The following is a 19,196-nucleotide window of genomic DNA, read 5'->3' as shown; positions in this document are numbered from 1 at the left end:
CTGAAGGGGATTGTTCATACTACCGTTAAATGCTCTGGATCTGTTCGAGTTAAGCTCTGGTTGAAAATTTCAATTTGGAGTAAGCCTAATGCAGCAGCATCTAACGCCATGGATGGTCGAGAGCGCTTACCGTTATTTGAAGGCTGCAAAACATCTTAGACATGGCCATGACATGCTGGACATTGCGCAGATTAATGTTGCAATTGGCATGGAAATCCTACTGAAAAGCTTCGTATCGAAGCCCAATGGCAAGCTTGACCAAGCCAATGAAACCTACAAACTGGACGACGAAGAGATCGAGGCTGCACATGAGTATTTGAAATCGGCTTGATCGTCGTGAGCGTTGGATCGAGCAATATCGCGACGTTTTCACCACGGCGCGTTATCGATACGAGAAAAGTGCCGCGAAAGGTTCCGATGACATTTTGATCGGGATCCTGGACGAGCTGATTGATGACGTGGTGGACTGGCATCGCGAACTGGGCTGCCAAGACATATTCATCGTGTGTTATGGAATGCTGCCGCTGGAGCTGTTGCCGGATCCCGATCAGGAGCCGTGGCTCATCTGGTGAGCTAGGGATAGCTCAAGCCTGAACGTTAGCGTTCAAATTTGAGCGTTAACGATCAGGATCAGATGAACGAGGGTTCGTTCATGCCTGGGTGGATATCTGCCAACAGATGAAGGATATCGCTCAGGCGTGTGCGATAAGTCGCGTCAGGCTTCAAATCTGACCTCCACTGACCCTGACGCCCCAATACGAAGGTTCGCATAATGTATATTATGTTAAATCACGTATTGCTCTATAGCTGCGCATAGGTCCTGTCCGTTTCCCTACCGTCCGCTTTCCTCTTGCTCCAATCGCAAAATAAGCAGATACAGCACTCACGTTCTATGACCGAAAGCAGCCTGGCTCAGACTCAAAATGCCGAATCAAAAATATTAATGAGCTCCTCATTTTCTGCAATGACCGAATTCATATTAATCCGTTCGACAGCCATCACCATCAATATAAATGACAACACTGCGTAAAATGGATAGGCTTCACCCAAATAGAATGGAGATTTAGCCCCAAAGGTAGTCAACCCCAACAGTGAAATCATGCTAACAATGATGACGAGAAAATCGCTTCTCTGCTTATACTTAACATTTGCGCCCTTTAGCGCCGCTTTATATTTTTTTATATCAGTTTTTGATATGCCTTTGGAATCAACATCTTTTTTAATAACACCAGAATACTTACTGACCATCAGCTGCTCAGCTGCAACAACATACGAAAGATAGGTTTTGCTTCTTGTTAATCGACCCCACAACCCATAGATTGTCATCAGCTTCGTTTCAAGATGCGATTTTCGCTCAACCAGATAATTTTTCCGAAACGTGGCAAAGTAGTTAACTGCTCCAGTACCAGTTACCTTCTCACCCATAATATTACCCTTTATTAATATCAATCTACGCGCGATAAGCAGCCCAGTTCTGTCAACACTCACCATAAAGGTCAGGTGCTTCATTGCTGCCTCATTACCAACCGTTATCAATGGATACTGCTTAAAGCCCCCCTCTCCTCACTCTTTACTGTCCACATCCGGCACAACCATCACGTTATCACCAGGCTACGACTGAGCAGCCGGAGACAGGTTATCGATAGAGTCTTTGTTGAGGCCTCTTTCATAAGATTGGAGTAAGAGCTGCTCGAGTCCGACGCCCTCCTGCGGCAGACAGTTGCCCTCACTCCACAAATCGTGGACTTTCTGGGCGAGCTCAGGTATCCACGAAGTAACCGCCTGGTTGTCACCTGCGTAAAGGATGGGCAGTGGCCTGTGGCGACCAACAGTCAGCAGCTTGCGGTACAGCCAGATCGCCGGATACAGCTGGGTCTTATGCTTCGAGTTGTATCGCAGCGGTATTGAGATTCCTTCCGGGTCCAGATCCCCGAAGTATTCCGCTCCGTCAGCATCAACCTCTCTGATGACCTCATCCAGCGCCGTTCCAGTCGACGTGATGGCGCTACCAGCGCCATACACGACGGCCGCATAGCGATGAGCGGTGTCGTTCCATTCGCCAAGGCTGAAGAACGTGTGATGGTTCTCTACGACCAACACGGGCCGGCCAGGTTTGCCAGGCTGCTGTCGATAAGGCAAGGGAAGGTCCACTTTTCTTGCCCCAATCGCTGACAGAGCAAGTCTGCCGCCAAAAAGTGAATTGGATCGCACCCTGCCATCGAGGTATTTCTCATCCCCGAACATCTCAAGCGATCGCTCACGCAACGGCACCATCATAAAGCGCCCCTTGCGGCGGATGAGCCATTCGTTGATGACCTTGGCAGTCACCTTTTCGCTTTCCGTCAGTTGCATCCAGAACCCCAGTTCCGGCATCCAGGAAACGGTTGTCCAGTCTGGTTTCAACACTGAGATCGTTTCAACGATGACGCTGATAAACATGGGCATGGCCGGATTGCCAATTCGCTCGAAACTGCGGGGAGAAGGAAGTCTCAGGATGCCTTGCTCATCGCCAGCTCTAAGGGCCTCCATGAGTAACTTATCCCGATTGGGATGCTGTTGGAGCTCTGGATGGTGTTCTATCCAGAGGCCTCTTAACTTCAGCAGCTCTATGCGCTTTTTACGGCTACCGCGCAACGCTTCAAAAAAAGCAATGTTCATCAATTTGTACCTGCTCTTTGCACCGCAGTGTTGAATGTTGCAGTCGCCATCTGAATGTGAGAACGCCCATTTTTCACGCCCTCCTTGCGCAGACGGATCACCCGCTGAAAACCGGCAAGAATGTTCACATCCTTCATGGCTGTGAAGAAAATCAACTGCACACCAATGGCCTCGGCCAGCATGATCTGGACATCAATCAACGCGCGGGTCTGTACCTTGGCAAACGGGTTATCAAGAATAAGGGGGCAACCGCCTCCACGCTTAGTGACAGCCTGATGGGTTCGTCGCAACTGGCTCATCATCAGGTACATGAACATGGCGATGACCACCCCTTGGCCGCCGGACTTTTTCAGCCGACCGGCATCCTGGTACTGGTGATCGGCATTCTGCTCCATTTGCAATAATTGCAAGCCGAACGCGCGTTGTGGGGAAAGGTTGATCATGCCGGCCGCGACCAGGTCCGCACCATGTTCAGGAATGACCTTAGTCTCGATCAACGTGTTCAAGTAATGCCGAATAGAAGCCTTCCCGGCTTCCGTCGAAACACCTGTAATCGGGTGACGCATCTTCATGATGACTTTGCCACCGACATAGGGGGCGCCTTTTGGCACCATGACCTCGCAAGCTTTCTTCAGGACACTCATGCCCTCTTCTACCAACTGATGCACTTCGCCCACGCAATTCTCAAAGTCGGGCAGCATGCCGTCCAACTCAGACTGAGAGGCGTCCGTACGCTCAACGATCAGCATCATCAGTCGCTCAAAATCGCTGCAGGTGGTTTCAAATGAGTTGCTCGACAGCTCGTGCGCAAGGCCCGGATCAACGTCCTGCACGGCCTTTGACTTCACCACATCTGTAAATCCATCGAAGTGCGACTGAGCCAATTTTCGAGCTTCTTCCAGACCGACACTTTGCTGCTTATAGCGGTCGAGCACCTCCATCACTTGCGCTTCGCCGTCACCTTCAAGCTCAATAAACTCAGGAGCGGCAGCCTCATGAGGAACCGCAGAAATGAGCATTTTCTTATGCTTGTTCAGCACCTCGACGTTCTTCTTGCCTTGAGCACGCCTCTGCGATGCTTTCTCGGCTTCGCTCTGATCGGAAACCAGATTTTTCTCAAGCTGATCCGTATTTTCCTGGACCACCACGATGTGTTCTGCAAGCTCATCATCACTGAGTGATAAGACATCATCAGAAGGTTGAGGGGGATCAACCTTGGCGAAGAAGGCCTTTTTGTCGCTGCTAGCCACCGCATGTGCGTTCGATGATGATAAAAATGCCTGTTCGTACAAACCGACCTGCGTTATCTGGGCCGTGCATTCATGCGCCAGATCGAGACTGAGTAGGTTGACCACGGCTTCTTCGCGCAGATCGGAGAATTCAGACCTGTATTCTTCGCGAAACGTGGCTTCCGTTTTACGCAATTGCTCAAGGGTTACCCGACGAACTCCCAATCGCTGAGATTCCTCAGTATCAAATACGACTTTGTCGGAGTCGTAGGTCTTGATCAGTGTTTGCAGATCGAAACCAGACTCAAGAGCTGTTCGATAATCGAGACTGGGATCGAAAATCTCGGTGAGGTCTTTGCGATTCAGCAACTGCTGGGCGCGACCCACAAGATCGAACTGCAATTGCTTCGAGTGGGTGATGATATCCGCTTTCGAATCGATCAGTTGCTCAAGGCCTTCACTTTCTGTTTCCGCCTTTTCCCGAGACGCTTGCACCGTTGCCAATTGCTGCTTCCATTGCGCAAGCGGCTGTTCATACTGGTGCGAATAACGCTCCAGACGCTGGATCTTGCTGGTCTGATTGGCGATTTCACTTGGAATCGGATCTATCTCCTTTTCAAGTCCCTTCGCACGCTCTAGCACTTCACTGGCTTCTTCCAGGCACCCTGCCTGCAGACTCGCGAACGCCTGTTCTTCCTCATAGTGAGTGTGAATTTTTCGCTCAAGCTCAGCGATTCGCACAGCACCGAAGCGCCCCTGATAATCTTTGAGTTTGTTGGCTGCATCACGAGCGTCGTTACGGCGCTGAATGTGTGCGTCGCGCATGCCTGAGATTTCAGCGATTCGCTGTTCAAAATCGAGCAGCGCGGCGGCCGCGGCCTCCAGGTTATAGGCAGAGTCGTCTTCTGCCGGTATCACGACCCGGTCGAATGCAGCGACGGTCGCATCCAGGGTGGCAAGCGCGACAGTCACCGGGGTACTCAGGGGTAAGTCAGCACCCGCAACAATCTTGCATGACGTCTCCCACTCTTCGGAGGCCACGCAGACGCCGAGAAACCGGGCTGGGTCGGAGGCGACCAGTCGACGAGCCTCTTCAGCATCGGGGACAACTTTGGCAATGTAGGAATTGGTTGCTCGCGCAGAATGAATGCCGGCGGCCCGAAGTAGCCTGACAACTTGATCGACGTCATCACTCTGGCCCGCAAGTTCGGATTCTTCGATGGACTGCCTGGCGCGCTCCAGGTTGGCCAGGCGAATGTCCCGCTCCAGCACTTCACGGTCCATGGATTGGATAAATTCGTTAACGGTGCCCAGCAGTGTCAGAGAGTCAGGGTCACACAGCTCAGCTTCGACCACCGAACACAGCAACCGATTTTGCTGAAGATCTTCTTGAAGGGTTCTGGCATCACCGACTTCTCTGCTCAGATTTTCCTGAATGTGCGCTTCCGCTTGGGCACGCGATCCGTGCTGCGTCGCCTGATCACGAAGACGGTCAACGTGTTGTAGATAGTCCGCTCGTTCAGTGCGCAACGTGTCGAGGCGACTTTGCGCTTGGGCAATGGCCGCCGTGATTCTTTCGATCGCAGCAGCGGCGTCATGATCGAACGCGTCAAGTACCCCGTCGTCCAGCAAACTGGTGCGTTGAATCTCAGCATTATCGATGTCGGCCCCGACTTTTGCCTCCTCTTGCTGAAGCGTCCTGATGGATAAGCTCAACGTTTTAATTTGGGCCTTGGCTTGAGCCACTGCCTCAGCAGCCTCCAGCTCAACATTTTTCTCCGCCAAGCGTTTGTCGTCGTTCTGCTTCAGCAGAATATCGATAGCGCCACGAAGCAGCGCTCCCTGTCTTTCGAGCGCTTCCTTGATCGGGCGCAAGCCCTCAACTTCTTCTGCCAGCGACTGCTCTTCAATGAGAACTTGCTCATGAGCGCTGGTGATCTTCTTGTACGAAATGGCACCCTTGAGATGCCTCAGACGCAATTGAGCCGCGTCCCTGCCAGCTTTAGCCGCTTCAAACGCCGCTGCTGTGCGATTCACACTGCGCGTGTGCTGCAAAGCATGCATGGAAAACGTGGACGCTCGCTGATGTGCCAATAGCTCCTGGTTTTCCATAATGCGTGAGTTGTGGGTATCGATCAGGTCACCAAAATTAGTGACCTGCTTTTCTTCACTTAAACGAGCCAGCTCCATGGCGGCGGCCAGTCCCGACGCACGACGTAACAACCCGGTGCGCGTTTCAAGTGCAAGCTCAAACGCTTTAGAAGATTCACCCAGGGGCTTCATGGACGACAGGATTCTGGCCAACTGAACAAGCCGCGCTTCAAGGCGAGGTTTATTCTGGTATTTGTCAGCCACATTCACCACGGTGTTGCGTACCGTTTGAGCGCGCTCAGGGTCCATCGTCAGCGCCATGAGCTTACGAACCAGATCCTCTTCATCCTTGAAGGTCAGGAAGCCGCTTTCCAGGCCACCTTCTTGCCCATTGAATTGTCGTTGCATGACCAGAAGATCGAGATCCAGCAACCGTGTGGTGGCAAGGTGCGTGATCCAATCGTGCTGATTGCGAGTGTGATAAAAGTCTTCAGGACACTTCCTGTACATTTGGGTTAGCCATTGATTGAGCTCTCCCATCGTGCTCACCCCAGGCATGCCAAGCGTGTTAATGCCGGGTGCTGGGATATCTTCAAAGGTTATGCCGTGCTGGGATTCGAAAGCAAAAAACACCCGATCAACGTCGTTACCACGTTCAATGACATCTCGCGTCGCGACGGCTTGAGCAATGACCAGCTTGTAGTCCTTGCCCCCAGGCAGCCGTGATGGCATCGACCATTCGATGATGATGAAAGATGGCTTTCCGTCTTTAGCGAAATAGTCATTGAACTGGTGGTTGGGGTTCTGCATGTGCTGAATGAACAGATCCCGGCGCGGCTCGAAAATGCTGAACACATACGACAGCAACGAGGTTTTGCCACCGGTGTTCTCTAGGTTAACGATTGCGTTGACTGCTTCGTGCGTATCCGGCGCAGTGAAGTCGAGCAAGGTCTGGTCGTACCAGGCAGTGGCAGTGCCGTAGCGGCAAACATGCATTCGGGTGATTTTTTGCATACAAAATCCTCAGGCCGTTGCGCCGGAACGCACATAGTCAAATAGCCGCGGAAGCGTCCGCTCACGCAACTGAATACGCAGTCGATGGGTGGCGGTATATTCAACCGCTTCGCCCTCATCCTGAGCCCCCACGTTATTCACCAGCCCGTACTCAATCAGGTAGTTCAGTGCCATGCGCACCAACCCTTCAATCGAGTTTGGTGACGCGCGATCGGCTTGGGGGATCGAAGCCGGCAGGCTGTGAAGGTAACTCCAACCTGGTCGCAGCTCCTCTCGGGAATAATCATCGGAATCTTCAAGTGCATTCATGCGCCCGGACAAGCCAGTCAAGGTGTCCCTGAACATGGCCAGCGTCGCCGGCATTGGAAACCGGCTGTCATCTTCAATCAGAGCGGTCGTTGGATAAAACACCGCGCAGATGGCCAGGAAGCTCAGCGCCAGCGCCACGCGCTGGTCTTCAGACAGGTTTTTGCGAAGATCGCTAAGTCGAATCGAGAAGCGACTTTCCTTACGCGTCGGGGCAATGATCAATCCACGCTCGCTGACATCGAGCACCATCAGTTCCATCCCTTCAGCAATTTCCGCAAGGACCTGCTGCAGTTCTGGGCTAGCACGGTACCGAGCCAATAGCTCGCGATACTCCACGTCATTGGCCGGGGTCGCACTTAGATTGAGTGCCCGATAAATCAGACGTGCAGCGGCGCTGTTCTGGTTATCCAATTGAACCTCCTAGACCTTTGTCTTGACGTCGAACCTGAGGTTGTCGCCTCGGACCACCCAGGTTTCGTATTCACCATCGAGCACGGCATGGTGGTTTTCAAATTCTGATTCGCTGTCGGGGAAGCTGCGGTAAAGGCAGAACGCAATGCACTGCTGCTCAATCGCATTGAAGCCTTCGTGCGCTCCTGCATCTATCAGTTCATCAATCCGCCAAGAGCGGTTTTCTTGAAATTTTGCGGATAACCATTGAGAAATTTTGACGACCAATTGATCTGGAAAGGGATCCGGCCAGACCTGGAACGGCTCGATCTCGTCGTCATCCTCGTCGTCATCTGCGTCCTTGGTTAGCTGACGTCGCTCCATCAGGATGCTGAGAAGGTTCGATAAATCAGGCGTTTTGGGAAACACTGCCGGGAACAAACTGACAATGAGATCGTCGGCCGCCAGGGCCAACTGCGCTCCTGGGCGGATCATTGCTTGCGGGAGAAGATGTGTCTCAAGATCAGGAATGCCGGAAGATTTGCGGGCACGAAACGCGGCTGTCTGAGCGTCGATGAAACGCCCTTCGGCGCTGCTAACCTCCAGCTGCAGCCGAGCTCTTACGTTGCCAGCCTTCGACAACAAGTCATGCAGGCTTGAAAGCTCTTGCTTGCTCTTGATGTTTTCTACTTCACCAATCTTGTTGCGAATCGCCATGAGCAGCCGCCCCTCTTCCTCCTGGCGAGCTTTAACGTGCTGGCGGGAGTCGTCTAATCGAGGCTTGATATCCGTACTCCATCTCACCGTTCCCGGTGCGCGAATCGCCTGAGTAATATGTCCCTGAATGTGTTGCCGATGCTCAATGGAAAGCACCATGGCGCGCCTGGCGAACTCCGCGGCCTGCTCAAATCGCCCTCTCTCGATCAGGATCTGAAGCATTTTTTCCATGAGAATCTGTTGATCTTCAACGTCCACATCCAGCATGCCGATCAGAAGCAGGTAACCCTCCGGTGAGGGGCGATACCGATAGACGTCATCAAGATCTGGTTCAAGACTCACTAGGCGAAAGCGGTACAGGCGGGTTTGCAGGGACGGTGCATGAAAATAGGTGAATTCGAATTCTTTGTAGTTCTCCGCTTTATTGCTCAAGCAGCCAATCACGACATCGGCTGCCTTTGCACACGCTGAGCTGGTTTTTGCTGGACGGATCCGACTGATGAGTGAACTCAAATAGGTACGCACCTCCGCCATGCTGTAGCCTGCGCCGACCGCGGATCCCTCCATCATGAAATTGAGGGTGGCCATGCACAGATAGTGAGTGTCGAGCCCATCAAACAGTGGCTCTCCTTCCTCACCTTGATGGAAGTTACGCGCCCCATGGAGCTGGTTCAACGGCTCCAGCAACCGCTGATTTCGCAACTGAGGAGATAGATCGATCAACTCGCTCTTGGACTCGCCGAAAAAGTCGGATTGATCGGGCAGCTCTTCGTCTGACATGGGGCTTTCGTCTACTCAGTAGTGAGGTAACCGCTACTCGGCAAGGCTATCAAAATGATGACCTTGCAGGAAGTCTATTGATGATGGTGTAGTATGGCAATCCCCTTCACTACAAAAAATTTGACCATGCTTGAGAATCTCAGCCAGCCACAACGAGACCGACTCGCCTTTATAGATCTCAGATTGCGCATGTTGGGTGAACTCAAACGTCAGCATCTGATCGAGCGCTTCGAGATTCAGGAAGCGGCCGCCAGTCGTGACATTGCGCTGTATAAGACGCTCAGTGCTCACAACCTGGTGTATGACGCGAGCTCGCGTCTTTACAAAGCCAGTGAGTCCTTCGAGAGCCTGTTTGAACACACCACGGAACAAGCGCTGATCTGGGTCACCAAGGGGCTCGGTGACGGGGAGCCCAGAGACACCACGCCTGGGGTCGCGGTCAATTACCCAGACCAACTGATGTGGCCGAATCTCGATATCCTGGGTCACGTCACCCAGGCAATTCACCAAAAATGTCCTCTGCAGATCGATTACGAGTCGCTGAACGGCTCCAGTCAGCGCGTCATCGTGCCTTTTTCTTTGGTCGATAATGGGCTTCGTTGGCACGTCCGTGGGTTTGACAGGAAGTCGGGGGAGTTCCGGGATTTCGTCATCACCCGAATCCGCAAGGCGATCCCCTTCCCCGCTGATGCCGTTGCTGTTCACGAGACGAGCGATCAGGACATTCAATGGACAAGGATCGTTGAACTGACACTTATTCCCCACCCCAATCAACCAAGACCGGAAGTCACGCTCATGGATTACGCAATGGTTGATGGGATGCTGTCGCTGAAACTTCGGGCGGCTACGGCGGGCTATACCCTGCGTAAGTGGAGCGTGGACTGTTCACCAGATCACAGCCTAAGGGGGCCGGAGTATAGGTTATGGCTTTCCGATCCCTTGGCATTGTATGGCGTCAAGAACGCCATCCTTGCCCCAGGTTATGTGACACCAGACGCACATTAATTTGGAACTGACCGTACACGCCATAGGCTATGACTTTTCTCGTTTGGGTAATCAAACTACGATTTTGAAAACAGCGGGCGCATTCCTTATGGACGATCTGTGGTGAACTTCAGGCACATTGCAACCAGTAGGACTTTCGCTTAAGCAACGGCTTACCGCTCTAATGAACGTCTGACATCGCCCATAAGTTAAATCATGTGTCAGGCATGTACTCAACGTACTCGGTTTTGGCACAGGTGCATTCCAGGTTCAGGTTTGCCCCTGTAAATTCCAGTTTTATCGGGCCATGCTGCGATGAGTCGCCGAACACCTTCCAGCTTCCCACCACGAGCGAAATGAACCTTTTCTTGTGTCACGAAGATCCGGTGAGCCACGGAACCTGCGGTCAATGGTTTTTCAGGTATCAATGGGGGATCTCGTGGATCCCCTTTTAACCGGTTGATTACATACTGCTGACCAGATGGCCTCCATCCACGGCCAGAACACTACCCGTCATAAATGCACCAGCATCGCTGGCGAGCAGTAAAAATGGCCCCTCCAGCTCGCGGAGCTCGCCAAGTCGACGCATTGGAATCAGCTCACGGATATAGCTGCTATCCCGCTCACTATCGAAAAAAGCTTCATTCATCTCCGTCTTGAAGTAGCCCGGCGCTATGGCGTTTACCCTGATCTTGTAGCGCGCGAGTTCCAACGCCAGCGACTTGGTCAACTGCACGACGCCAGCCTTCGCGACACAGTAATGGCTGTAGCCGGTGGCGACGCGCAGGCCAAGTATCGATGCGACGTTGACGATGCTACCGCCCCGCCCGGCCTTGGCCATCCGCTGTCCGGCGACCTGGGCAACGCGCCAGACATCATCAAGGTTGGTTGCCAGCATGGCGCGCCAATCTTCTTCGTTGATTTCCAGCGGGCGCTGACCGTTGCCGATGCCTGCATTGTTAAGCACTACATCAACCACACCGAAGTGCGCTTCGGCGGCATCGAAAGCTGCCTCGACGCTGGCCCGATCGGTGACATCAAGGGCGACCGAAAACGCTTGGCCACCCTCCCACTCAATATCCTGGGCGACAGGCACAAAGCATTCATTACGTTAGGCACTGTGACGATGTCATTTTCAGGGACTTGTCCCAGGAGCGTTCCATGATGTGCGGGAACGCGTCCGAAATGTGCTCGATGCCAATCAACTCCGACCTGGCGGATGCCCCCTTGGCTGACTCATCAGCTTTTCGAAGCCCTCCATTCATGCGGAATCTGTCAACAGTGTTTGTCCAGTGGGACGCTATATGGCTAAGGCATCCGGATGCTGTGAACGAGCTGGAGGAATTCGCCAAGGGGTCGTTTCAGGAAGTTATGGGTGAGAGGTTTACCACTCCTGCGCAAGATCAAAAGGTGACCCGTGTGATCGCCTGCACGGGAAAAATCTACTACGACCTGTTGGCACACCGCCGTGCTGTCAATGCCGAACATGTCGCTTTGGTTCGCCTGGAACAGCTCTTTCCTTTTCCTTACGAGGCGCTGGCTGATGAACTCGGTCGTTACAACAATTTGAAATCGATGGTGTGGTGCCAGGAGGAATCCCGCAATCAGGGTGCGTGGAGTTTCGTCGATGGTTATCTGCGTGACATTACCCCGGAATCGGCCTCGCTTCGTTACGCGGGACCACCACCGGGTGCATCCACGGCGCCCGGCAATATGACGATGCACCTTGAGCAACAACGCCTGGTCATTCAAAGCGCGTTTTCTTAGGGAATGACTTTTGCTCCCTCTCGTTGCCATTCTGCTATCGAGAGGGAGTCGCCAGGCTTGTCGAAAGAGGTGATCAACGCGTAAGTTGGATGGGCTGCCATTTAAAACCGGTAGGAGTTGATCAATGCGCATCGCCTTGCTGTCCGACATCCACTTGTCCGTCAACGCATTACCTTTTCCCGATGTGGATGCAGATGTCGTAGTGCTCGCCGGAGACATCTCCCGACCGGCAGCGGCCATTGAGTGGGCCAAATCCTGCCCTGCTCCGGTCGTATACGTGGCAGGCAATCACGAGTTTTATGGCAGTGACCTGGTCTCTACTTACGAGCACTTGAACAGGTTGTCGCAAGGCACACAGATCCACGTATTGGAACGTTCGGAGTATGTCCACAACGGCGTGCGGTTTTTGGGTTGCACCCTGTGGTCTGACTATCGTCTTTTCGATTCCGCAGAGGATCGGGCACAGGGCATTGATCTGGCGACGAAGGTCATTCGGGACTTCACCCACATAAACATCTCCCCCGATTTTCAAGACCTGTTCACTCCAGCGATTTCCCAGCTGGTTTTTTACAGACAGTCGCTTGGCTGGAAGACTGCTTCACCAAAAACAGAACCATGCCCACGGTGGTGGTTTCCCATTTCGCACCGACACGGTTGAGCATCAGCCCGCTTTTCAGGCGTTCTCCGATTAACTCGAGTTTTGTTTCAGACCTCGAAGACCGGATCAAAGACTGGCAGCCGGCACTTTGGCTACATGGTCACACCCACGAGAGCTTTGACTATCGGGTGGGCAACACCCGCGTCATTTGCAATGCCCGGGGCTATGCAAAAGACGGCGTTAATGAAAACCCTGATTTTGATGACTCATACGTGATTGATCTCGATATCTGAGGCAACACCATCAGATCAACAGATCCAGCGTATCAAACAGTTCAACATCCTTCGGCTGTGACGAACGCCAATAGATCGTTACGCTTCACTTTCATAACGAAGTTCAGGGGATTTTTTGATGCCCCCACCTGGGCCAAGGGTCAGTGCATGAGCAATACCTCGTGTGATGAAATACGCTTCGACTCCGACGAAACAGAGCGAACCGCTCTGGCCACCCATTATTCTGGATTCGCGAAATATGGACACGATCGACGCGTTGCGAATCTTTGTCAGTATCGATAAATCCGGCAGTCTGAGTGGTGCAGCACGCCAACATTCGCTGGCAACCTCGACAGTCAGTGTTGCCTTGCAGCAGTTGGAGCAGAACGCAGGGGTGCGGCTGATCACGAGGTCCACTCGGCGACTGAGCTTCACTCACGAGGGCCGACAATTTCTGTGTGAGGCAAGAAAGATATTGGCCGTGTGGGACGCCACACTTGAGGGCGTCAAAGAGGGGCCGTTGACAGGACTCATCCGCTTCACGACCACTCAGGATTTTGGCAGCGAAGTGGTTGCTCCCTTGATCGACAGGTTTTTGGAGTTGCATCCCGGCATTCGTTTCGACCTGCTATTGGCCGAAGACGTGCTTGATCTGGTTCAGAACCATCTGGACTTCGCGCTACGTCACGGCCCCTTGTCCGATTCTTCGCTCAGGGCTCGACTACTGGTTTCAGGACGTCGAGTGATTTCTGCGGCTCCGACCTATTGGGCCGCTCATGGCAAACCGACTTGCCCTCAGGATTTGGCGCGTCACAACTGCTTAGTGATCTCGCGACCAGACCGCTCATTTTCAACCTGGTCATTTACCGAGGGCGGTAAACGGCTCAGGGTGAAGGTGTCGGGGAATCGGATGGCCAACAATGGCGGAGTGCTCCGACAGTGGGCCATCAAAGGCTACGGTGTTGTCATGAGTCCGTTATGGACTATCCGCAAAGACCTGCAAGCCGGTGTGCTGTCGACTGCCCTGGAGGGGTTTCTTCCCGATGAGGCTAACCTGTATGCCGTTACCGCTGAAGGTGTGGCGAGTCGTCGGGTCACCGCGTTCCTCGACTTTCTCGCGAGGGAATTGGCAGGGTTTGCGTAGCCCGGCTCATTCCAGTCCGTGGATTCCATTTCCATTTGCTCGGTACTTTTTCTCACCATCAAAACTGGTTTTATTTCTCGCAAATCGCGAAAGGTGATATCGATTTTCACCGGCTTATCGTCCCTCCAAAAACACCTGAAACTGTACCTCTTTAAATCGGGTTAGCTCGTAACCCTACTGAGGAACATGATCATGCCAGTTACCGCCAAAGCCGCCGTTATCCACGGATACGGTGCACCAGAAGCCCTGAAGTTTGAAGAGATCGAGATTGCCGAACCGGGCGACGATCAAGTACTGGTGCGCAACACCGTAATCGGCGTGAATTTCGTTGACGTCTACTTCCGTCGTGGCACGCTGCCTGTACCGCAGTTCCCTATAATTATCGGTGACGAGGCCGCTGGGATCGTCGAAGCCGTTGGCCGCAATGTCACCTCGGTCAAGGTCGGAGGCCGAGTGATTTATGGCGATAGCCATGTCAACTTCGGCGCCTATGCCAGCAAAAAGCTGCACCTGGCCGATCGGGTGATGGTCATCCCCGAAGGCGTCACCGACGAGCAGGCCGCAGCCAGTTTTCTCAAGGGCCTGACCGCGCGTTATCTGGTGAAAGAAGTCGTGGCACTCAAGCCGGGCGACACCATTCTTTACCACGCGGCCGCTGGCGGCGTTGGGCAGATCTTCGTGCAGTGGGCCAAGTCATTGGGGCTGCGCGTGTTCGGCACGGTGTCCACTGACAGCAAGGCTCAAGTCGCGCGCGATGCGGGTTGCGATGAGGTCATCAACTACACCACGGAAGACTTCGTTGCCCGTGTTCTCGAGCTGACTGGCGGCGTAGGTGTGAACGCGGTATTCGATTCCGTGGGCAAGGACACCTTTCTCGGCTCACTGGCCGTACTCAAGCCACGCGGTACGCTGGTGCAGTTTGGCAAGGCGTCTGGTTTCCCGGAACCGTTCGACCCTTTCTTGCTGATGCCAAAAGCACTGTACCTGACGTGGGCGATCCTGCCGCACTACACCTCGTCAGTGGAGGATTTCAAAATGGCTGCCGCCGACCTGCTGGGGGGCATTCAATCGGGCATCCTCAAAGTCGATCCGAGCCACGTCTATGCGTTTGAACAGGTCGTGCAAGCGCACCAGGATCTTGAAGAACGACGCACGACCGGTGCTGTGGTGATGCGCGTTTAGCCGATTACGGATCACCCGCCAGTAAAGATGTGCAAACGACGCGGCAGCCCCTACTCAATCATGAGGCTGCAGCTACACCTTGAGTTATCTCCCAGAGGCGCCCATGAACACCGAACTGAACCAACTGATTTCGCTGGAAGCCATCAGAGGTTTACGAGTCCTCTACTGCCACCATTTGGACAGTGGCCGGATCGACTCGCTCACCAAGCTGTTCACCGAAGATGGCATTCTCCAAGTGGATCGAGGCTGCTGGAGAGGTCGTGAAGAGATCCACGCCGGCCTGTCCATAGCCTTCGCCGAGTACGACGTCGAACAGCGCGGCGCCTACCCGTTCGTTCACCTGGTTTCCAACCAGTGGGTTGAACTACTGGACGAAAACCACGCCGAGGGACGGTGCCACATGCAGTTCTTGGCGACCGAACGAGCCGTCGAGGTAAACCCACTGATACTCATGGGCATCTATGCCGACGAGTACCGCCGGGTCGATGGTCAATGGCTGATCAGCCGCACACGCCTGGACGTCATCTGGCCAAAGCCCGACATCGCTGGTGGTGAACCTGGCAACGGCCTCGTGCTGCCGTCCTGACCCCCTCCACGCTGCCTTTGTTATTTGGTGATTGACATGTCTGCACTCTTTTCACCCGTTCACATCGGCCCCTATGCCGTCGCCCATCGCGTCGTGATGGCCCCGCTTACCCGCCTGCGTGCAACGCAAAGCGGTGTCCCGGGCGACCTGATGGTCGAACATTATGCACAACGCGCCAGCCAGGGCGGTCTGATCATTGCCGAATCCACAGCGGTGTCGATTCGCGGTCGATCCTATCTGGGCGCGCCCGGCATCTATACCGACGAACAGGTCGCCGGCTGGAAGAACGTCGTTGATGCGGTTCATGCAAAAGGCGGCCGAATCTTCCTGCAAATGTGCCACTCAGGCCGTCAGTCGCACCGCGACCTCCAGCCCGGTGGCGATGAACCACTTGCACCTTCCGCCCTATCCTTTGACGGCATGGCTCTTACCAAGAGCGGCTGGCAGCCGGTTTCGATGCCTCGTGAGATGACCCTGGACGAAATCAGCGTCGCGATCGAAGAGTTTCGCCTGGGAGCCACGCGCGCGCTCGCTGCCGGCTTCGACGGCGTCGAGATCCACGGTGCGAACGGTTATCTGATTGATCAGTTCATCCAGGATGGTACGAACCTGCGTACCGACTCCTACGGTGGCCCGGTGGAAAACCGCGTCCGTTTCCTCCTCGACGTGACCAAGGCAGCCATCTCGGTGTTCGGTGCTGATCGCGTGGGTGTGCGTCTTTCGCCGGCCGGCGAATTCGGCGGCATGGCGGACAGCAATCCGATGGCGACCTTCGGCTATGCTGCCAGTCAACTCAACCCATTGGGCATCGCCTACCTGCACATTATCGAGCCCCGCATAAAAGGCGAGGTGGATATTCGCGAAGGCGGAGCGCCGGTGGCTGCACAGCATCTGCGAGTGATATTCAACGGCCCGATCATCGCCGCCGGTGGCTTTGATGCCGAGTCGGCTGCCGCTGCGGTCCGAGATGGAGACGCCGACCTGGTCGCCTTTGGCCGAGACTTCGTCGCCAACCCTGATCTGCCGCATCGCGTGCAGAACGGCCTGCCGCTAAATGCCTACGACCGCAGCACGTTCTACACCAGCGATCACCGCGGCTATAACGACTACCCGTTCGCTACGGTTTAAATCTTGCCTGCAGGCCGACTGACGCTGTGCAGGTCAGTCGGTAAGGGCATGACACTAGACCTGTAGATACCGTCTTGACCCTCATCGCGCAACAGCGATGTTTGGGTCAATTAAAGGTCAGCGTGTAGTCTCGCTGACTGCGCCTTTTTCCTGCTTCCATTACGTCCTCCTGAAAATAGATCAGAAGGTGTAAACCTTAATCAGGACGGCACCGTATCGATGGGTCTACTTGAGCATGCGCGCAGAACTTACGGCGTCACGGGTCATGTGCAGCTCTTCGCCCTTTAGCCACTGGCCGTAATAGTCCTTTAGCTCTTCTTCCCAGCCGGCCACCTCGTCCAGCAACTGCTCGGCTTGATCGCGGGAAAGCGCAAAGTGCGCGTGATGGCTGAGCAGATTAGAGCGGCTGATTTGGCTTCCGTCCCGCCCAACGGCCATGGCCAGGGTTTGAGCTGGCCCTTCGTCAAGCATCGGCAGCACGTCGTACATGGGCGAAAGACGCCACTGCCCTCCAACCCAAATCACGGCATGATTGCGCGGGTGGTCGTCGCCATTTCCCGCCAAGGCGTTGTAGCACATGCGCTTGAACAGCTCTTGCAAGTCATCGTCCGGAACACCGCGACGGCGCATTTCATCGGCCACAGCCGCGTACCTCCAATCACGGTGGTACTGCTCATTCCAATCCGAATCTAGCAAGGTCAATGCACTGAGCATGGGGATGCGCCTCGCGCCTTCAGCAAGGGGAGTACGGTCGAAGCGTTCGACCAATAGCGTTGACGGATCCTCGGCATGCAAGGCGGTATTGGCCACGTTCAATCCCTTCGATGCTGCGAAGGTCATGCAAGCAAATTCAATCGACGGAAAGTCGTACTGATCAAACCGGTCACGTGGTTTGGCCAGGATCAGCATTCCGTTATCTTGCAGCGTCCGTTTTGGTCGCACACCGCCGAGGGCGGAACGCTGCTGGCGAATGTTGAGCGTTGTGACTGATTCCTCATCTAGCTGACCGTCGTATACCGCTTCGCACGCCTCAACGAATTTTGCCAAACCCTTCAACGTTGGAATTTTACAGTCTCCCAAACCTGGTGTGGGTGCTGTCGCTGTCCCAGCCATGAGATTCCCAATGCGGTCGCTGTTTGGCGACTTGAGCAAATAGTCGATGGGCGCCAGCTCTTTGCCGTATGCGCGATGGAGCAAGCGTTCACCCCAGCCGTCCGGCATGGCGTCATTGATAAAGCCCGGTACTCCACGGTTCTTGACGATGCCGGTATAGGCTTCGGCGCGCAATGGGTAGTTAATGGGATCAGGCACCCACCCACCGCGCTCTACGTGGTCTGGAGCATAAATAAACTCGCCGAACTTACCCTTCAGGGTCAGCCTGCCAAGGGTCAGAACCTCTCCCGTGTCGGGATGTTCCATGTAGATGTATGCACGAGACATCAGAATTCCCCAGGCTTAGGTTTCGACAGCCGCACCCGCTTTGATGCGATGCTCTGGTGTGAGTTCTCATCGTTGGCATAGCGCGTGATTTCCGATGTGTTTTCGATCCCCTCCAAAGAGGTGAAAACCGTTTCGGTGATGCCCAGGCGCCACAGCACCAGCATGAAAGATCGAAGGTCTACGAGTTCCGACCCGCCCTCAATCTTGCGAAGTGTGTGTGCGGAGACGCCAAGTGTTAACTTCAAGTCGGCTTGACGCAAACCTAGAGCAAGGCGTCTTGCTTTGACCAGAAGCCCTATTTTGCTGAGTTTGTCGGAACAGGCGACAGGGAAAAAGCTATTCATAATACTCACCGGCATGAGCTTTAAATCAGATAAGGTTAACCATAGCACGCATTAAATCTGCGCTTAAAATTTTTAATACGCGAAGCGGTGAACATTAAGTGTCTTAAGGTTCACATGGATGAGTCTTATGATTTATGTCGCACAGAAAAATTAACGTTTACGCGAAGCCATGCTGCAGCTATCGTTGAAGGCAGCAGTTCACCGGTCAGCGCCTGCTGAAGGCCAGGACGACCACAACTGATTAGGGGTAAATCGAGAAGTGATTAGCCTAAGCGCATACCTCTCGGCGCCGGCTTAAGCCTGGAGAGAGAGAGCTGTAACGACTCTCATGTGGATCGTCTCTATTGTGACACCTGGCGTACCGAACACTGTCACCACCCGTGCCAATGCGGTTTAGGGTCACGCGAGATAGGCGCCAAATACAGAAGCACCTGTAGGAAGAAAAATTTGGACACAACCTCCCCCCTCACCGCCCGCGAGGTCTACCAAGTGCTAAAAGACGTCGCGCTCGGCACACGCATCATGACAAGACCTGCAGTCAGTCCTGGAACGAAACCTATAAC

General features: G+C 54.1%; 16 protein-coding genes and 1 pseudogene. 9 read left to right on the top strand and 8 right to left on the bottom strand.

Annotated elements, in window-relative coordinates; all coding sequences use genetic code 11:
- Positions 1-88: 88 nt before the first annotated feature.
- Both ACZYSM_RS07265 and ACZYSM_RS07260 read left to right on the top strand, forming a co-directional pair.
- A complete protein-coding gene (locus tag ACZYSM_RS07265) occupies positions 89-331 on the top strand; it encodes a hypothetical protein (protein ID WP_489070245.1) in 243 nt (80 codons plus the stop codon).
- A 94-nt stretch (positions 332-425) separates the two neighbouring features.
- Positions 426-572: a hypothetical protein gene (locus ACZYSM_RS07260; RefSeq protein ID WP_489070243.1), complete on the top strand. Its 147-nt coding sequence runs from the start codon at positions 426-428 to the stop codon at positions 570-572.
- A 346-nt stretch (positions 573-918) separates the two neighbouring features.
- Here ACZYSM_RS07260 and ACZYSM_RS07255 read toward each other — a convergent pair whose 3' ends face one another.
- The 5 genes from ACZYSM_RS07255 to ACZYSM_RS07235 all read right to left on the bottom strand — a co-directional run bounded on the left by ACZYSM_RS07255 (position 919) and on the right by ACZYSM_RS07235 (position 9,188).
- Positions 919-1,509 carry a hypothetical protein gene (locus ACZYSM_RS07255; RefSeq protein ID WP_489070241.1) on the bottom strand — a complete coding sequence of 197 codons (591 nt, stop codon included), beginning with the start codon at positions 1,507-1,509 and terminating at the stop codon, positions 919-921.
- A 102-nt stretch (positions 1,510-1,611) separates the two neighbouring features.
- Positions 1,612-2,658 (bottom strand): Wadjet anti-phage system protein JetD domain-containing protein, encoded by a 1,047-nt coding sequence (locus tag ACZYSM_RS07250; RefSeq protein ID WP_489070239.1) that lies wholly within the window; start codon positions 2,656-2,658, stop codon positions 1,612-1,614.
- Positions 2,658-6,992, bottom strand: coding sequence for a coiled-coil domain-containing protein (locus ACZYSM_RS07245; RefSeq protein ID WP_489070237.1), 4,335 nt, complete (start codon positions 6,990-6,992; stop codon positions 2,658-2,660). Before ACZYSM_RS07245 ends, ACZYSM_RS07250 begins: the two co-directional genes overlap by 1 nt.
- A gap of 9 nt (positions 6,993-7,001) precedes the next feature.
- Complete coding sequence (locus ACZYSM_RS07240) at positions 7,002-7,712, bottom strand: DUF6063 family protein (protein WP_489070235.1); 711 nt, start codon at positions 7,710-7,712, stop codon at positions 7,002-7,004.
- 9 nt (positions 7,713-7,721) lie between these two features.
- Positions 7,722-9,188 (bottom strand): hypothetical protein, encoded by a 1,467-nt coding sequence (locus ACZYSM_RS07235; RefSeq protein ID WP_489070233.1) that lies wholly within the window; start codon positions 9,186-9,188, stop codon positions 7,722-7,724.
- 126 nt (positions 9,189-9,314) lie between these two features.
- On the opposite strand from ACZYSM_RS07235, the gene ACZYSM_RS07230 reads away from it, so the two are divergent.
- A complete protein-coding gene (locus ACZYSM_RS07230; RefSeq protein ID WP_489070231.1) occupies positions 9,315-10,193 on the top strand; it encodes a BrxR family transcriptional regulator in 879 nt (292 codons plus the stop codon).
- Positions 10,194-10,635: 442 nt separating this feature from the next.
- Here ACZYSM_RS07230 and ACZYSM_RS07225 read toward each other — a convergent pair whose 3' ends face one another.
- A complete protein-coding gene (locus ACZYSM_RS07225) occupies positions 10,636-11,268 on the bottom strand; it encodes an SDR family NAD(P)-dependent oxidoreductase (RefSeq protein WP_489070229.1) in 633 nt (210 codons plus the stop codon).
- 230 nt (positions 11,269-11,498) lie between these two features.
- Between ACZYSM_RS07225 and ACZYSM_RS07220 the strand changes: the two genes are divergently transcribed.
- The 6 genes and pseudogenes from ACZYSM_RS07220 to ACZYSM_RS07195 all read left to right on the top strand — a co-directional run bounded on the left by ACZYSM_RS07220 (position 11,499) and on the right by ACZYSM_RS07195 (position 16,849).
- Entirely contained in the window at positions 11,499-11,939 is a 441-nt protein-coding gene (locus tag ACZYSM_RS07220) for a hypothetical protein (protein WP_489070227.1), read from the top strand.
- A 124-nt stretch (positions 11,940-12,063) separates the two neighbouring features.
- A pseudogene (locus ACZYSM_RS07215) lies at positions 12,064-12,830 on the top strand (metallophosphoesterase).
- Positions 12,831-13,068: 238 nt separating this feature from the next.
- Positions 13,069-13,953, top strand: a complete 885-nt coding sequence (locus tag ACZYSM_RS07210) for a LysR family transcriptional regulator (RefSeq protein ID WP_489070225.1) — start codon at positions 13,069-13,071, stop codon at positions 13,951-13,953.
- 192 nt (positions 13,954-14,145) lie between these two features.
- Positions 14,146-15,135, top strand: coding sequence for a quinone oxidoreductase family protein (locus ACZYSM_RS07205; RefSeq protein WP_489070223.1), 990 nt, complete (start codon positions 14,146-14,148; stop codon positions 15,133-15,135).
- A 103-nt stretch (positions 15,136-15,238) separates the two neighbouring features.
- Complete coding sequence (locus ACZYSM_RS07200) at positions 15,239-15,721, top strand: nuclear transport factor 2 family protein (RefSeq protein WP_489070221.1); 483 nt, start codon at positions 15,239-15,241, stop codon at positions 15,719-15,721.
- Positions 15,722-15,757: 36 nt separating this feature from the next.
- Positions 15,758-16,849: an alkene reductase gene (locus ACZYSM_RS07195; protein WP_489070220.1), complete on the top strand. Its 1,092-nt coding sequence runs from the start codon at positions 15,758-15,760 to the stop codon at positions 16,847-16,849.
- A gap of 225 nt (positions 16,850-17,074) precedes the next feature.
- Here ACZYSM_RS07195 and ACZYSM_RS07190 read toward each other — a convergent pair whose 3' ends face one another.
- Both ACZYSM_RS07190 and ACZYSM_RS07185 read right to left on the bottom strand, forming a co-directional pair.
- Positions 17,075-18,289 (bottom strand): type II toxin-antitoxin system HipA family toxin, encoded by a 1,215-nt coding sequence (locus tag ACZYSM_RS07190; protein WP_489070219.1) that lies wholly within the window; start codon positions 18,287-18,289, stop codon positions 17,075-17,077.
- Positions 18,289-18,633, bottom strand: a complete 345-nt coding sequence (locus ACZYSM_RS07185; protein ID WP_489070218.1) for a helix-turn-helix domain-containing protein — start codon at positions 18,631-18,633, stop codon at positions 18,289-18,291. The genes ACZYSM_RS07190 and ACZYSM_RS07185 overlap by 1 nt, the downstream gene beginning before the upstream one ends.
- Between the last annotated feature and the right edge of the window lie 563 nt (positions 18,634-19,196).

This window comes from Pseudomonas sp. F220, assembly GCF_057813935.1.
Note: the sequence above shows the minus strand (reverse complement) of the source record. Positions and strands in the feature narration are given on the sequence as shown.

What these genes read in the sequence shown, in the direction of transcription:
- ACZYSM_RS07265 (WP_489070245.1), top strand. Translation starts at nt 89, where the DNA reads ATGCAGCAGCATCTAACGCCATGGATGGTCGAGAGCGCTTACCGTTAT.
- ACZYSM_RS07255 (WP_489070241.1), bottom strand. Translation starts at nt 1,509, where the DNA reads ATGAAGCACCTGACCTTTATGGTGAGTGTTGACAGAACTGGGCTGCTT.
- ACZYSM_RS07250 (WP_489070239.1), bottom strand. Translation starts at nt 2,658, where the DNA reads ATGAACATTGCTTTTTTTGAAGCGTTGCGCGGTAGCCGTAAAAAGCGC.
- ACZYSM_RS07245 (WP_489070237.1), bottom strand. Translation starts at nt 6,992, where the DNA reads ATGCAAAAAATCACCCGAATGCATGTTTGCCGCTACGGCACTGCCACT.
- ACZYSM_RS07235 (WP_489070233.1), bottom strand. Translation starts at nt 9,188, where the DNA reads ATGTCAGACGAAGAGCTGCCCGATCAATCCGACTTTTTCGGCGAGTCC.
- ACZYSM_RS07230 (WP_489070231.1), top strand. Translation starts at nt 9,315, where the DNA reads ATGCTTGAGAATCTCAGCCAGCCACAACGAGACCGACTCGCCTTTATA.
- ACZYSM_RS07210 (WP_489070225.1), top strand. Translation starts at nt 13,069, where the DNA reads ATGGACACGATCGACGCGTTGCGAATCTTTGTCAGTATCGATAAATCC.
- ACZYSM_RS07205 (WP_489070223.1), top strand. Translation starts at nt 14,146, where the DNA reads ATGCCAGTTACCGCCAAAGCCGCCGTTATCCACGGATACGGTGCACCA.
- ACZYSM_RS07200 (WP_489070221.1), top strand. Translation starts at nt 15,239, where the DNA reads ATGAACACCGAACTGAACCAACTGATTTCGCTGGAAGCCATCAGAGGT.
- ACZYSM_RS07195 (WP_489070220.1), top strand. Translation starts at nt 15,758, where the DNA reads ATGTCTGCACTCTTTTCACCCGTTCACATCGGCCCCTATGCCGTCGCC.
- ACZYSM_RS07190 (WP_489070219.1), bottom strand. Translation starts at nt 18,289, where the DNA reads ATGTCTCGTGCATACATCTACATGGAACATCCCGACACGGGAGAGGTT.
- ACZYSM_RS07185 (WP_489070218.1), bottom strand. Translation starts at nt 18,633, where the DNA reads ATGAATAGCTTTTTCCCTGTCGCCTGTTCCGACAAACTCAGCAAAATA.